Raw genomic sequence first — 15,392 nt, forward strand, 5'->3', positions numbered from 1 at the left:
AATCACACTTCTTTTACATGGCAAACAAGATTGCTCTAGGTTAGTTTTTCGATCTACCAATCTCTTCTTCAATTCGATCGTAAGTTTCTTTATTGCTCAATGTTTCAGAAACGTGCTCAGCGGTTTGCTTGGTTTGCTCCCACTTCGCTTCGTAAGTTTCTGGCTCGAAGCTGATAAATCTTGGTAATACCACATAACCGATCACCCCCAAGATAATCAGCACAACCACAAACTCTATTGCACTAAGACCCGATGATTTACGCATATGAGCTATTCCGATATTCATCAAAATAAAGAGATAAAGGCCAGACTAGCTGGCCTTTATATTAAAGAAATTACTCGTCTGTACAGCTAGCAGAGCCTTCAACAATAGAGGTTTTCGCTGGAACGTTTTCTGTAGCTTGTGTGTAAAGCACACAGCTATCAGAAAAACCTTTAATACCGAATAGAACACCCGTACCAGCGCCACTTGAAGCTTTCTTAGCCCAATCAGTATCCAGACCATCAACCACTAATTCTAAATCATCTTTAGTTGCTTTAGGGTAACCATAAACAAGGTTCAAAGTTTTGCCGGCAGCACTGATAGAACCAGTTGGACCATCCTGACTCTCAATTGCAGCTTTTCCAAAAGCAATACCAGAACCACCATCAATGGCACCTTTCAGGCCTTGAAGAGCAGACTCACGAGCATCATCTTGCAGGTTAAGGAAACGTGGTGCTGCAGTGACCGCTAGAATACCTAGGATTACAATAACCACTACTAGTTCGATAAGGGTGAAACCACCTTGTCTTTTCATTGTTTACTCTCTCTATGTAAGCATGCAGTGTGACTGCAAGGTTTCGTTTAGGTCACGCGACCATTTTGGATATTGTCAAAACGGTTTGGAGCAGCAACGTTCACTAAAACTGACCGTGAAGTGGATACTGTATCTACCGCTTGAGCAGAATGACGAATCGCCATTATTCCGAAAAGGTTTGATAACAAAGGTAATCATTTTATGGTTTACCTTTTATTACAACCTTAGGCTTATGGTAATGTTTGCATTATACCGACTTTCATTCCCATTTATAGTACTTAAGTGTCAAAAAATTCACTCCGCCGACATTTCGACGTCTATTATCAGTCGATTAGCGGTAGACATAACTACAATTGTTTGGCCACTTTCATAAGTATAGTTGCAGATATAACGATTACTTTTGATTGTTCCGCTAATATCTAATAACTCACTAGCCATAATCTTACGTTGCGGGTAATGAACAGCTAACCAATATCCGCAATCGAGTACGCCTTGTTGTGTGAATGGCGACACCAATCCCCCTTCAGTCATGGTGAGTTGAAAACCATCCATTTCCATACGATTGGGCTCACCTTGCACTAACCACGCTTGGTGATAACGCTGAACACTGTCTAGCATCCAAACCTTTGCGAGTTTTGCACCTGTCGCTTGTGCTTCTTCAGTGACTAGCTGCAATTTAATAGCCATTCCAACCACGATGATGACCGCAACTAAGCCAAACATAATGAGCGTTGCTCGGCTTTGATTCTCAACCACGCATTAGCCGCCTTTGATGATGTCCAGCATCCCCCACATTGGTAAGAAAATACCCAATGCAAGCACCATCACCATCCCAGCGACAATGACCAAAAGTAATGGTTCTATTCTTGCCGTCAGTGTTTTAAGGTCATAATCCACTTCTCGATCGTAAAAATCTGAGACTTCGAGCAAAAGTTCATCAATACGACCCGTTTCTTCACCAACTGCAATCATTTGAATAACTAATGGCGTAAAAATATTGCTGTTGATGGCAGTAACAGAAATGGTACTACCCGCTTCGATGGCTGCTTTCATCTCTAAAATTCGATTTTCTAAAAAGCGGTTACCCAACGCTTCACCAGCAAGTGCCAAAGATTGGTTGAGCGGCACACCTGATTTCAACATCAACGAGAATGTTCGAGCAAAACGCGACAATTGAGCGCGATTTACGATATCGCCAACGATTGGTAAGCGGAGGCGAAATTTATCAAACTTCTCCCGTCCATCCGCTGTCGCAACCCAAGCTTTGAACACAAAGAATGCACCGACCATAGCGGCAATGAGCAATCCCCAGTAGTGAACAAAGAAGTTGGACGTCGCAATCAAGATCCGAGTTGGAAGCGGCAACTCAACCCCAAAACGAGTAAACATCGATGCAAACTCGGGGATAACCAGAATGTTCAGAATGAACATGGCGATGGTAATAAATACGATAACGAACGTCGGATAGCGCATCGCGGCTTTAATGCGTTTGCGTGTTTCTAGCTCTTGCTCATAGTAGTTTGCTAGCTGCAGCAATGCCTCATCGAGTCGACCGGTATTCTCACCCACGTTGATCATGGAGACGAATAACGGACTAAACACTTTGTTGTGCGGCTGCATCGCAGACGACAAGCCACGACCATTACTCAACTCAGAAACCACATCTTCTAGCGCTTCTTTAAGCTGTTTGTTTTCACAGTTTTGCAGTAAGCCGCGCATTGAGCGCAGCAAAGGCACACCAGCTTTAGTTAAGCTGAACAACTGACGAGAAAACAGAATAATCACTTCCAGTGGAATGGCAGGAACCAACAATTTAGACAAACTAACGTGGTTCTTTACGCCTTCTTTCTCTAAGCGCAGATTGAGCGGGATGATCCCTTTATTCATCAACGCTTCCGCTGCGGCTTCTGAATTCACCGCATCGATTTTGCCACTGGTTGATGAGCCGTCTAATGTGCGGCCTTGATAACGAAAAGTTGGCATTCACTTACCTACATGAAAATGGGATCAGTTTTACCCGAAGCGTCACCCTCGCCGAGGGTCATCACTTCATCCAGGCTCACAGCACCTTGCAGCGCAAGCTCCATTGCTGAGGCAAGAAGCGGTTTGTATTTTTCTGAACGTCGAGCCGCTTGTGCAAAGCCAACCGCATCATTCGCACGCAGCTTGTCCATCATCTCATGTTCCAGCTCAAGCATTTCAAACACACCGATTCGACCTCGATACCCCGTCAAATTACAGTTTTGACAACCAGCGCCTTTGTGGAAAGTCACCCCAACTTGATTTGGAAAACGCCCCGCTAACCATTGTTGACGCGACTCATCGAGATGATCTTGGGTTTTACAATCTGGACAAACACGGCGAACCAATCGCTGAGCCACAACGGCACGCACGGCACTGGCAACGAGATAGCCTGGCGCTCCCATGTCGATCATACGCAGTGCGCTGTCGACCGCATCGTTGGTGTGCAACGTACTCAATACTAAGTGGCCGGTTAGTGCTGCTCGCAAGCCAATCTCTACCGTCTCTTGGTCACGCATCTCACCAATCAAAATGATGTCTGGGTCTTGACGCAAGAAGGTGCGTAGCACGCGTGAAAACGTTAAGTCGATCTTGCTGTTGATCTGTACTTGCGTGATACGTGGTAAACGGTATTCCACCGGATCTTCTGCGGTGATGATCTTTTTACCCGGTTCATTGAGCTCGCTCAACGCCCCGTAAAGTGTCGTAGTTTTACCCGACCCCGTAGGGCCAGTTACCAAAATCATGCCATGAGGGCGAGATAGCTGACGACGCAAGCGCGCCAGTAGCTCAGGCGGTAAACCCGATTCTTCTAATGGACGTAAACCTGACGACTGGTTAAGCAGACGCATTACGACCGATTCACCGTACTGAGTCGGTAACGTCGACATACGAATATCAATCGATTGACCACGAACTTTGATGTTGAAGCGACCATCTTGCGGCAGACGCTTCTCAGAAATATCCAAGTGCGCCATCAATTTAAGGCGTAATACCAATGCAGAAGCGATGTTCACTTCGTTCAGAATGGTTTCATGCAGCACACCATCGACACGCTGGCGTAAACGCAAGACTTTATCGTCTGGTTCGATATGGATATCCGATGCACCAACTTGCACCGCGTCTTCAAACATCGAATTGACCAGTTTTACAACGGTTACTTCTTCACTGTCAGCTTCATCGATGCCATAGTCAAAGCTTTGTACGTCTTGGTGCTCTGCTTGTAACTGCTCAGCAAAGGACGCGATCTCTTTAGTACGGCGGTAGTAACGGTCGAAACTGCTGATCAACTGACGCTCAGAGGCAATGATGAACTCAAGGTTGTACTCACCTAGCAAGTTCATTAAAGACTCTTGGGTAAACAGATCCGCCGGATCACTCATCGCAACACGTAAAGTGTCACCATTACGAGCCACCACCATTGCACGTAAACGACGAGCATGCACTTCTGGCAGTATTTGCACCGCATCCGCATCCACTGGAGCACGTCCAAGATCGATCAACGGTAATCCTAGTTGCTGAGACAAGAACTCCAGCATTTGCTTTTCGGTAATAAACCCGAGATCAATCAGGGCATCACCTAATTTTTGTCCGGTACTGCGCTGAGAGGATAGAGCTTGCTGGATTTGATCTTCCGATACGATGCCTTCTTCAACGAGTAGGTCACCTAAGCGTTTTCTCAACTGAATTTTCATTGTGCGCTCTCCAGTTGCTTTAAGATGGTTAATCGATCGCGAATGAAAGCTTGCGACTGATTCGAGATCCCTACTTTACCTAACGCTTCGTTGTAAGAGTTAATCGCAGCAGTAAAAGTGAGCGCTCGCTCTTGCTGAATCGCCAAACCAAGCCACCAGCGGGCATTGTCTGGCTCGCGTTGAGTCAGTAGCTGGTAGCTTTCTAATGCGATGTCGTTTTGCTTTTGTTTCTGCGCAAGGGCTGCGCGCATTGCCAAGTAATCTCGACTCGGCATTGGAGGCAAGTGAACCAGTGGGCTCAGTGCCGCAGAAGGCTGATTGGCTTTAACCAATAGCTTCGACAACGCGAGTCTTAGCGGTTGGTTATCCTTATCAAGGTTGATGCCTTCTTGCAGGATTTCGTAAGACTTTCTGGTATCCCCTTTACCGAAATAAAGCGCCGCCAGCTTTTGACGCGTTTCGATATTGCTTGGCTCATAACGCAATGCTTCGGTATAAGCAGAAAGCGCCGTTTCCATATCGTTTGCATCAATGGCTTTTTCTGCTCGACTGATCGCTTTCAACGATAACTGACGGTGTGAAAGTTCAACTTGCTCAATGCGCATTGAACTCTCTTCAACCAAATTGGTGGTCGTATTGCTCGGTGCATTCGCTACTTGCGCGATCAGCATCGGAGCGTCTGAACTCATATCCGCACGTGAACTAAATACGCCCTCACTAGGTTGAGGTGTTGGTAATGCTGCAACAGCTTGCGGTTTTTCTACAGGTTTAGAATAAACCACGTTGCTGGTTTCTGGTGTCATCTTATTGGTAGGAGAAGATGCCAGACGGTCAGCATTAGTGGTGTCTAAAGGTTGTGTTGCACTTGGTTGGAACGATGTGATCTCATCTGAAGGTGCTGGGCCTTGGGACACAGCCCAGCCGCCTACGGCAAGACTTAATGAAAAACCGGCAACCAACCAAAGCCAAGGTTTACTGCGTGAGACATTCGGAATCTGAGCACGAGTAAGTTCACTCGGTGATGTTTTTTCAGCAAGTTCAGATAATGCTTTATTGATGGCACTCAAGGTTGACTCCATCCCCAAAATACGGGTGTTTTAAACTTAGGTTTACGGGCATCAAACGTATCGTGCATGGCCGCATAAACGTGATGATTTTTCAGTAAGGTACAACGGTCGTTAAACGCAGCTACCAGAGCTTTATGGCTAATTTGGTTGATTAACCTTGGTATGCCCATGGCAGAACGCCAAATCGCTTTTTTCTGTTCAATGGAGAAAATGTGCGACCCATTACCCGCTTTGTCTAAGCGATTATTGATGTACGCAACCCCTTCATCGACAGACAACGGACGCAGCCCACAACTGAACGTAATGCGTTGACGAAACTGCCGTAATTCGTGCATGGACAAGCGTTCATCCAATTCAGGCTGACCGAAAAGTACCAACTGAATCAATTTGTCTCGCTCGGTTTCTAAATTGCCGAACAAGCGCAGTGTTTCTAAAGCCTCAGGAGAAAGAGCTTGAGCTTCATCGACGATCAGAACGGTTTTCTTCCCGGTTGAATGCACACGAATCAAGTGTTCTTGAATTAAAGAAACAATGCGCAATGGATCGTCATTATCAATACCTAGCTCTCTTGCCACGGCAAACTGCAATTGCTCTCCGTTGAGCACAGGATTGGGTAGATAGACCAATTCCACTTGCGATTCGATCTGTTCAATCAGCTTGCGACAAACCATGGTTTTGCCCGTACCAACTTCACCTGTCACCTTAATCACCCCTTCACCCATCTGCACGGCGGCTAAGATGGTTTGAATCGCCTCATAGTGAGGCACTAACCCCAAAAACATTTCCGTATTTGGGGTCAGTGAGAAAGGTTGAACTCGAAATCCAAAATGCGACAAGTACATAACGAATCACAAACTCTTTGAAAAGCTAACGTTTCTTCTGCGCTTATTGCGCATCAGGGAACCACTCTTGCAGCAAATCACGCGAGCGCTCTAGCTCTTTTTGCCAAGAGTTCACGCCAACAACGGTCGGTTTAAGCAGAATAACTAGCTCGGTTTTTTGTGTCACATTTGAAGTGTTGCGGAACAAGTGGCCCAGAGCTGGCACGTCGCCAAGGAATGGGACTTTTGACACTTGCTCGACATTTTGTTGCTTCATTAAGCCACCGATAACCACAACATCGCCATCTTTCGCACGAATGACCGAATCTGATTCACGAATCGAGCTTTTTGCCAATGGCAATTGAATGTTTTGGAATTGACCGCCAAGGTTTAGCTGTTTTACCTCTTCCGTTACTTCAATAACTGCTGGGTGGACGTGCAGGAACACGTTGCCCTTGTTGTCGATTTGTGGCGTCACATCAAGTGAAATGCCCGAGAAGAATGGCGTCAGTTCGACTTCAGGAACCGCATTAGAGTTTTCACCATTACCCGCATTACTGGAAAGCTCAGTTACGAAGTACTGATCGGTACCAACTTTGATCACTGATTTTTGGTTGTTCGCCGCCGTAATACGTGGGCTTGAGAGCACATTTAGGTCGCCTTGGGTCGACATAAAGTTTAATACAGCCTCGAAGTTACCATCAGAGATCGTAACGTTGGTTTGACCGCCAAGAAGCGTACCAATCGCATCTAATGGAGGCAGAGTAGAAGCAGGGCGATTAACAATGATACTTCCTGAGTTACCAATTGACGCCGATAAGTTCGACCAGTTAATACCTTGCTGGTAACCATCGCTGAGCGTGACTTCTAAGATTTTCGCTTCAAGAATCACCTGGCGCTGCATTCGTTCTTGAGACACACCCAAAAACTCACGCACTTCACGAATATCATCAGGGAAAGCTCGCACGGTGATCACGCCAGCTTGTGGCGTAACTACCACACTTTGGCCTTTACCCGAACCAATTAAGTTCGCCACCGCTTGTTGCAACATTGGCCAAAAATCACTTTCGGTGATGGTTTCAATGCGCGTTCCGCCTGTTGATGTCGTCGAGCTATCGTTGCCGTTATTGCTGTTGTTAGAATCTGAAGAGTCTGAGCTGTCAGAGCTACCACCAGAACTAGACGTACCAGCCGAAGTAACGGAGCCCGTGACAATGCTCGTCAGTGAGCGACCTGAGCGTTTAAACTGTAGGTAGTCGACTGGAATCGTCACCGTACGCATACCTGCCGGATAAACTTGGATTACTTTGCCCGATTTCATGACATCGTAACCGTACATGTTTTGTACAACACTAAGCACTTCATCTAATGTCACGTCAGAAAGGTTGACCGTGATATTGCCTTGAACCGCAGGATGAATCGCGACGCTGTATTCTGTCCCTTTTACCAATGAAGCAAAGAAACTTCTCGCCTCTACTGCATTGGCTTGGATACGAAAACGCTTTGACGTTCCGTTATCGGAAGAAACATTGGAGTCTAAGTTAGGCATAAGATCCGCTTCTACCGAAGAAGGAATTTCCTCCAACGCGCGGCTATTCGCTTGATTGATAGATTCATTGAGAGCTTGCTTCACTTCAACCGGATCGCGGTGACCCATCGAACATCCCATTAAAGAAGCAATCGTTATTCCTACAACTAATTTGCGCATATCTGATCAGGCTCTGGTTATTATTTTTTTACGTTTAAACCAAAAAGCTCAAGGTTCCACTGACGGCTACCACGCTTTAAAGTTACAAATTCACTATTGATGCTTGCTACTCGATAACCGTTAAACAGTTCACCCTGTTCGACAAGCCGGTTATTCATGATTGCGACACATTCGGTATTTGGCTTACAGACAATGCTGTTCAGTGTCGGCAAGCGGTATTGTTTCGCTTTGGGCTTAGCAGACACCTCTGCTGGTTTTTGCCAACCAAGGGGTGCAGTTGGATCCTGATTTGCCAAGACTGAACCAGACAAGGCGATAGCCGCGATTGAGATAATGAGTTTTTTAACCACCGATAAACTCCTCTCGAGAACCTAATGTGTACACTTCAAGCACTAACTTCGCTTTTGGATATTCTTCTACTTTGTAACTGAAGCTACGCCAAAAATAGCTGGCAGGTAAGCTCTCTAACTTGTTTAAGTAGTTGGCGATAGAAAAGTAGTCACCAGTTAGCTCCATGCGTACTGGGTGTACATAGTAGCCAGAGTATTGTGATGCTTCTTTATCTTCTGTGATCGGCTCAGATGGCAGAGTCTGCAATGACACCAAGTGAATGCCACTTTGCTGCTCTAATACGCTCTCTAATACGCCCGCCATTTGTGAAGGCGTTACCAAGTGTTCAATAATTTGCGACAACTGCATCGAAAGATGCTGACTTTCCGTCAACAGGTTGGAAATTTCCAAATCAATATCCGCGTTTGGATCTTTCTTCAATTGAGCCTTAACACGTAAAATATCAATTTCTGTTTTTTGGTTTGACTGCTTTAAGTTACTCAGCTGTCTTTCATTGTTTGAGATCTGATTGAGCTTAGGTTCTAGTACCAACGTAAACAGCAACATAACTACAGTCACGAAGCCACACAGCGCCACCAGCATTTTCTCGCGCGCGCTCATGTCTCCAAAGCGCTCTTCTAATGAGCTCCAGAATTCGTTCATTTCTCTTTATCCTCGCGCGTTTTCAACTCAAACGTCACTATGTCTTTCTCATTGCGACCGATTTTCACGTCGTCAAATGTTCGCCCAACAAGACTGATCTCATTCTTGAACTGGCTTACCCAACTCGGCACTGAACTCGGAGCTTTCGCTAAGCCTTTCAAATCCAAGGTGTTGTTGTTGATGCGAATTTCGGATAAAGAGATTTCTTGGTTGCCCAATTTTGCTAATGATTGCATCACACCTGAGTAACCCGTGCGTTGCGAATCATCGTACTTGCCCACCGCTTTCAAGGAATCTCGCTTAGCTTTGACTTCACGCTCTAGACGCGCTTTAGCCGCTAACTTATTTGGATCAGGCTGATGCTTTCGCAGCTTCACTTGGTAGTAATCTAAGTCAGATTTAAGAATATCGCCCTTGCCTTTCACAATCGCGATTTCATCTTCCAAACCTTCACTTTGCCAAGACACGTAGCCGTAAGACAACAGAATCACTGCCGCAGCCGCGCCCCAAGAAATCGCCACATTTTTTAGCGTAAGGAGATCTTTTTTCGGCTTTAAATGATCAGGATATAGATTGACGCGTCGATTTGTAGACGCCGCCGCCGCATCCGCAAGCACATGACCAGAGAGTTCATGTTCTTCAGGCAGTAGTGACGACACTTTGGTGCTTAAGCGGTAGTTAAGCGACTGAACCAATTCGTTCTCATCTTCTTCATCACAGCACACTTTCAATTGGTGTAACTGAACCTGACGAAGCTGAGCAGAGAGGTAATCTATCGAACGTTGCAGCTCCAGAGACAAACTGTCCATCTGTAGCTCGCTTGACGGTACGCCAGTAAGAGGAGGTGTCACGCTACGAATCGAACGATGGAATGCAATGGTGTGCTCAACAAAAGCACTGATGCGGAAATGCCCACGCGCGCTACGTTGCAGCAACAAAAAGTTACCAAGCTCACCAGCAGTATCACCCCAAACATCATCTTCCGGAATGATCGCTTCTAACGGCAATTGAGCACGACTAGCCAGTAGCACAATTTTATCAAGCATCTTTCTTGATAAAACATAAGCTTGCACTTTACTTGAGTTTGGTAGCTCTACCGCATCAGCGATGATGTCGATGGCACGCTCAGAAATAAGCTCTTTGAGTAAAAACGGCAGCGCCGCCGACCACTCTTGGCGTGGCATGGCAGGCTTGTCGATTTGATACATCTGATAGTAGTTGTGTGACAGCACTACGGTCAGAGAATCATAAGCGCTCGCGGCAACGCTTAACGCTTGCTCAACAGCGCGTTCCCAATTTGATTCAGAAATTTCAAACTGAGACGGACGGCCACTTTTAGCTGGTGATGATAAATAAACTGCGTCTGGCTGAATAACCAAAAAGCAAGAGCGACCACCACCAGATGATCGCATCAGCTTGTCGAATACTGCTTTAAATTCCATGAATATTATCTTTATTTTTTCCGCCAGCGATTTCGTCTTCCCAATTTAACTTGGGATTCTGATTGAGAATGTTGCGCTGTTTGTGGGCGAGGAAGATATTGCTGCTCTGCAGAAAAATAGCGTCCTTGTCCGCCGTGCACACCTAATTCAAGAAGCGTGTTTAGCTCTTGTTGATTCTCAATTCCCACTGCTATGATTTTGGTTTTGCTGTTCGCCGCTGCACCTAGCATACTGCGGACAAAAAGCTGGTTCTCATGTCGCTGATCGATTTTTGCTACCAAGCTGCGATGAAGCTTGAGATAACGAATGTCCACTTCTTTTAGGTAGTGAGTGCTGACGATGGTTCGTCCCGCTTGCCCCACCATGAGATGGCATCCCAAACCGGCCAGCATTTTAGCGACTGGGCGCATAAAGTCTAAGTGTCTTACAAATTGTGCTTCCACAAACTCAAAATTGAGACACTTTCTCTGCTCGCGTGACAACTGTAAGAGTTCATCACGAAACCACTTGAAGTATTCGCGACTCGAAAAAGGCGTCACATTTAGATTTAGAGCATAATTTTTAGAGCTGTCAAAATTCTCTTTAAAGTCTTTTAAGAATTTATGAAGTACAGCTCTATCCATTTGAGCTTCATAGCCCACTTGTCTGATAGCAGAGATAAACCGGGACGCTTTAACAATGCCATTTTCAGGATCCCGAATTCGACATGTTAACTCTTCGTGTAAGGCTTTTTTATGCGTCGCATCACTTATTGAGTGAACCGATTGTGCGTAGAGTATCACATTTTCTGATGTAAGTGCCGTATCAAATAACGTACGCCATCTCACACTTCCGCGCGCTTCTTCATCGTGGTTCCATTTCTTAAAACGGCTCCAGTTATTGTTGTTTTGTAGCTGCGCACTTCTGAGTGCCGTTTCCGCCTCATCAATAATTTGACTGTGTCGCTCTCCCTCTTTGTACATTGTGATACCAATATGGCACCAGTTGTCGGGGTCGAGCGGATCTGGCGGCGTAAGTTTCTCTAGTTGACGAATACATTGTGAGGCCAAGTTGGCAACATCTTTGGCGCTTTGATGAGGTAAGAACAGTGCAAAATCGGCATCGTAATAACGAGAGAACACCACGTCTGGGTAACGCTGCACTAAATTGGATAACAAGCTGCCGACTTCAACAATAAACTCATCGGTGATTTGCTTATCTTGCTCTTCTTCCACGAGCTTCCAATCTTGAATACGAATCAGCAAGACCGCGCCACGTGCGCCACTCTCTAAAAGAGCCGATTCCAGCTTGCTATCAAAGAGCACTCGATTGGCTGTTCCAGTGAGCTTATCGAGAAAAGTTTGAGTGCGGATAAAGGTATCAAAGCGGCTGCGCTCCTGACGCGCATCCTGTAATTCTTCGATCAACACATCGAGTGCTTCACTCGCGGTGTAAGGCCACTCTTTTTTATCTCCCTTGGCGTATTGCTCAACTCGCCCCGCCAAGATCATTCTTCCTCGCTCTTCCAGCATTTCTGAACCAGCAAGCTGCTCTTTTAGCCACGCAACACCGCGCATCAAACAAAAGATGATCAAAATAACGGCAAGAGTGATCGACCACAACGCCTGCATGGAGTAGCTGTAACCTAAGTAAGGAGGGATGGCTTTAAAACGGATGACATAGTCTTGATTGTGAGTCAGCTGGTACTCAGTTTCAAACAAGGCCGACGCTTCTATTTGATGCGAAGTGTCTTTGAACCGATAAACGACGGCGTTGTTTGTCGAGAGCGTCATTTCAACGATGTTGCTTGCTTGCAACATTTTGGGCATCCAACGCTGCATAGAATAAGCTGCATCAGGATCTTCCATCTCTTTATCAACAACCTCGACAATCCCTTCCAAGTAGTGGGTAAGATATTCTTGCCCAAGTCGTTTGAAAGAGAGGGTGCCGCCGACAAACAAGATAAACATTGCGCATATAACGATCATGGTGACAAAAGCCACCAGCCGCGTGCTTAGCTTAAGAGTTGGGGTATACCTCATGAATACCAAATTCCTTTTCTATTCATCATATACCTTATTGAAATATTTATACTTGATAAGTGCTCGGCAAACAATCGGATTAGTCTGATTGTGAGAGTTTGAAGCATATAGAGAATTGCTTTCATTGATAAGCTTTATCGTTAGTGCGAAGTGATTAAAAAGATCGGGCTCACATGCTGAATTCAGGCAATAAAAAAGCCGCGATATTCGCGGCCTTTTCGATTCAAACATAGCGGGGATCTAGAACGGAATATCGTCATCAAAATCCATTGGTGGCTCGTTGTATTGCTGCTGTGGTTGCTGCGGAGCCTGTTGTTGCTGTTGAGGTGCATTGTATTGCTGCTGAGCCGGTTGTTGAGGTTGACCCCAACCGCCTTGCTGCTGTTGTTGACCGCCCATTGCAGGAGCGCCACCTTGAGCACGGCCACCAAGCATTTGCATTACACCATTGAAACCTTGAACCACAACTTCTGTTGAGTAGCGATCTTGGCCACTTTGGTCTTGCCATTTACGAGTTTGAAGTTGGCCTTCAACGTAAACTTGTGAACCTTTACGCAGGTACTCACCAGCAACTTCTGCCAACTTACCGAACAACACAACACGGTGCCATTCTGTTTTTTCGCGCTGTTCGCCAGTCGCTTTGTCACGCCATGACTCAGAAGTAGCAATCGTGATGTTTGCTACCGCACCGCCATTAGGCATGTAACGAATTTCAGGGTCGTTACCTAGATTCCCCACCAAAATAACTTTGTTAATTCCACGGCTGGCCATGATGTGCTCCGTTTCACTCTGGATCTGTATATTAATTTTAGCGCAATAGAATACACGCTTTGATGTTTTGGTTAAAGCCCAATGCCATTGTGTTCGATCACGCCCTACGCTAGAACCAAAATCTCAGTTCAACTTTCATATGTAGCATTTTTGATTCGCGTTGCAGACTTCATTCGTGAACCTTTGAATCTCAACGCATTTATTCACCAAAGCTATAGCTCTCCCCATACTTTAATGCCAACTTACGGCCTCTACAGAACCTTGGGAGATTTGAACACGTGAGAAAGTCGGCTTACGCAAGAAAGCTATTTCTGATTAGTATGGAAGACAATGCTGCGCAAAAAGTCGCATCATTAGAAAAGTACATCGATATGAGCATTCCTGTAATCTCAACCGATGCCCTAATGGAAGCGAAACCCGAACATCGAAATAAAATTCTACTCATTGACTTCAGTGAACATAAATCACTCGTTCAATCGATTAAAAACCTGCCATTGGTTTGGAAGAACTTTGAGACGGTCGTGTTCAACGTTCCAAAGCGCCTCACTACGGATGAACTGCTCGCCTTCGGTCAATTAAAAGGCTTGTTTTACAGCGAAGATTCTTTAGAACAAGTCGGCGAAGGACTGAAAGGTATTGTCAACGGGCAAAACTGGCTACCACGCAACGTAACCAGCCAACTGCTGCACTACTATCGAAATGTGATAAATACTCACACCGCGCCAGCAACCGTCGATCTCACCATTCGTGAACTGCAAGTGCTGCGTTGTCTGCAAGCAGGGGCATCGAATAGCCAGATGGCAGAAGAACTGTTTGTTAGCGAATTTACGATCAAGTCGCACCTGTATCAGATCTTTAAAAAGCTCTCAGTGAAAAACCGAGTTCAAGCCATTGCTTGGGCCGATCAAAACTTGATGTCTTAACCTTACATTCATGTATTAAGACGACTAATAGAACCAGAGATTACGAGCCCAGCGAGTCGAATAGTGAACACAACGAGAGAGTAAGTTTCCTGTTTATTGTTAGACATAGCTCCTCAACAGCGGCACGGCCTGACTGATCATGCTTTTTTCCGCACTGCGTCTCACATTTTTTCCTACTTTATTCATGATTCATGCGCGACTCTCGTGTTAAAGTGTTGCGCAGATTCTTGATAATGACGAGAAAGGATATTCCCCCAATGATTAAAAAATGTCTGTTCCCTGCTGCAGGCTACGGCACGCGCTTTCTTCCGGCGACAAAATCAATGCCAAAAGAAATGATGCCAGTAGTGAACAAACCGTTGATTGAATACGGCGTTGAAGAGGCAATTCAAGCTGGTATGAACGGTATGTGTATTGTGACAGGCCGTGGCAAACACTCAATCATGGATCACTTTGATAAGAACTACGAGCTTGAGCACCAAATTAGTGGTACCAACAAAGAAGAGTTACTTGTCGATATTCGTGAGATCATTGAATCAGCGAACTTTACCTACATTCGCCAACGTGAAATGAAAGGTCTAGGTCACGCGATTCTAACGGGTCGTGAACTGGTTGGTGATGAACCTTTCGCTGTAGTACTTGCCGATGACTTGTGTGTGAACGAGGAAGAAGGCGTTCTTGCTCAAATGGTTGCGCTGTTTAAGCAATTCCGCTGTTCTATCGTGGCAGTACAAGAAGTACCTGCTGATGAGACGCACAAATACGGCGTGATTTCTGGTGAAATGATCAAAGATGACATCTACCGCGTAGATGACATGGTAGAAAAACCAGAACCAGGCACAGCGCCAAGCAATCTTGCGATCATTGGTCGTTACATCCTTACCCCTGATATTTTTGAACTCATCGAAAACACAGAACCAGGTAAAGGTGGTGAAATCCAAATTACGGATGCGCTGCTGAAACAAGCAAAAGCCGGTTGTGTTCTCGCATATAAATTCAAAGGTAAGCGCTTTGATTGTGGTAGCGTAGAAGGCTACATTGAAGCAACAAACTACTGTTTCGAAAACTTGTACCTAAAAGATGAAAAGAAGTCTGAATTAGGTAAGCACGCGACAAAGAAAGAAGTGTAAACC

15 protein-coding genes are annotated in these 15,392 nt (G+C 45.6%); 2 read left to right on the plus strand and 13 right to left on the minus strand.

Features of this window, described 5'->3' with window-relative positions:
* Nucleotides 1–40: 40 nt before the first annotated feature.
* The 13 genes from BIW15_RS07810 to BIW15_RS07870 all read right to left on the minus strand — a co-directional run bounded on the left by BIW15_RS07810 (nucleotide 41) and on the right by BIW15_RS07870 (nucleotide 13,336).
* Nucleotides 41–265, minus strand: a complete 225-nt coding sequence (locus tag BIW15_RS07810) for a type II secretion system protein (protein ID WP_179115244.1) — start codon at nucleotides 263–265, stop codon at nucleotides 41–43.
* Between the two features lie 70 nt (nucleotides 266–335).
* Nucleotides 336–797, minus strand: coding sequence for a type II secretion system protein (locus BIW15_RS07815; protein WP_005497282.1), 462 nt, complete (start codon nucleotides 795–797; stop codon nucleotides 336–338).
* A gap of 294 nt (nucleotides 798–1,091) precedes the next feature.
* The gene (locus tag BIW15_RS07820) at nucleotides 1,092–1,553 is read right to left on the minus strand and encodes a hypothetical protein (protein WP_023585516.1); all 462 of its coding nucleotides are present in this window, start codon (nucleotides 1,551–1,553) and stop codon (nucleotides 1,092–1,094) included.
* A 3-nt stretch (nucleotides 1,554–1,556) separates the two neighbouring features.
* Nucleotides 1,557–2,780 carry a type II secretion system F family protein gene (locus tag BIW15_RS07825; protein ID WP_021484749.1) on the minus strand — a complete coding sequence of 408 codons (1,224 nt, stop codon included), beginning with the start codon at nucleotides 2,778–2,780 and terminating at the stop codon, nucleotides 1,557–1,559.
* Nucleotides 2,781–2,788: 8 nt separating this feature from the next.
* Complete coding sequence (locus BIW15_RS07830; protein WP_077280765.1) at nucleotides 2,789–4,513, minus strand: GspE/PulE family protein; 1,725 nt, start codon at nucleotides 4,511–4,513, stop codon at nucleotides 2,789–2,791.
* Nucleotides 4,510–5,580, minus strand: a complete 1,071-nt coding sequence (locus tag BIW15_RS07835) for a lipopolysaccharide assembly protein LapB (RefSeq protein WP_179115245.1) — start codon at nucleotides 5,578–5,580, stop codon at nucleotides 4,510–4,512. The genes BIW15_RS07830 and BIW15_RS07835 overlap by 4 nt, the downstream gene beginning before the upstream one ends.
* On the minus strand, nucleotides 5,577–6,422 hold the full coding sequence (locus BIW15_RS07840) for an ExeA family protein (RefSeq protein WP_025631446.1): 846 nt from the start codon (nucleotides 6,420–6,422) through the stop codon (nucleotides 5,577–5,579). Before BIW15_RS07840 ends, BIW15_RS07835 begins: the two co-directional genes overlap by 4 nt.
* A gap of 43 nt (nucleotides 6,423–6,465) precedes the next feature.
* Complete coding sequence (gene mshL / locus BIW15_RS07845; protein WP_077280767.1) at nucleotides 6,466–8,109, minus strand: pilus (MSHA type) biogenesis protein MshL; 1,644 nt, start codon at nucleotides 8,107–8,109, stop codon at nucleotides 6,466–6,468.
* 20 nt (nucleotides 8,110–8,129) lie between these two features.
* The gene (locus tag BIW15_RS07850; protein ID WP_005481006.1) at nucleotides 8,130–8,459 is read right to left on the minus strand and encodes an MSHA biogenesis protein MshK; all 330 of its coding nucleotides are present in this window, start codon (nucleotides 8,457–8,459) and stop codon (nucleotides 8,130–8,132) included.
* Entirely contained in the window at nucleotides 8,452–9,102 is a 651-nt protein-coding gene (gene gspM, locus BIW15_RS07855; protein ID WP_005497276.1) for a type II secretion system protein GspM, read from the minus strand. Before gspM ends, BIW15_RS07850 begins: the two co-directional genes overlap by 8 nt.
* Nucleotides 9,099–10,544 carry an MSHA biogenesis protein MshI gene (locus tag BIW15_RS07860; RefSeq protein ID WP_005481017.1) on the minus strand — a complete coding sequence of 482 codons (1,446 nt, stop codon included), beginning with the start codon at nucleotides 10,542–10,544 and terminating at the stop codon, nucleotides 9,099–9,101. The genes gspM and BIW15_RS07860 overlap by 4 nt, the downstream gene beginning before the upstream one ends.
* Nucleotides 10,545–10,555: 11 nt before the next feature.
* Entirely contained in the window at nucleotides 10,556–12,565 is a 2,010-nt protein-coding gene (gene csrD, locus BIW15_RS07865) for an RNase E specificity factor CsrD (protein ID WP_025612578.1), read from the minus strand.
* Nucleotides 12,566–12,805: 240 nt separating this feature from the next.
* Nucleotides 12,806–13,336: a single-stranded DNA-binding protein gene (locus BIW15_RS07870; protein WP_005466625.1), complete on the minus strand. Its 531-nt coding sequence runs from the start codon at nucleotides 13,334–13,336 to the stop codon at nucleotides 12,806–12,808.
* Between the two features lie 278 nt (nucleotides 13,337–13,614).
* On the opposite strand from BIW15_RS07870, the gene BIW15_RS07875 reads away from it, so the two are divergent.
* Both BIW15_RS07875 and galU read left to right on the plus strand, forming a co-directional pair.
* Nucleotides 13,615–14,259, plus strand: coding sequence for a LuxR C-terminal-related transcriptional regulator (locus BIW15_RS07875; protein ID WP_031817222.1), 645 nt, complete (start codon nucleotides 13,615–13,617; stop codon nucleotides 14,257–14,259).
* Nucleotides 14,260–14,516: 257 nt separating this feature from the next.
* Nucleotides 14,517–15,389, plus strand: coding sequence for a UTP--glucose-1-phosphate uridylyltransferase GalU (gene galU / locus BIW15_RS07880; RefSeq protein WP_005466627.1), 873 nt, complete (start codon nucleotides 14,517–14,519; stop codon nucleotides 15,387–15,389).
* The last annotated feature ends 3 nt before the right edge of the window (nucleotides 15,390–15,392 follow it).

The organism is Vibrio sp. SALL6, from assembly GCF_002002385.1.
In the GTDB taxonomy this organism is placed as follows: Bacteria; Pseudomonadota; Gammaproteobacteria; order Enterobacterales; family Vibrionaceae; genus Vibrio; species Vibrio parahaemolyticus.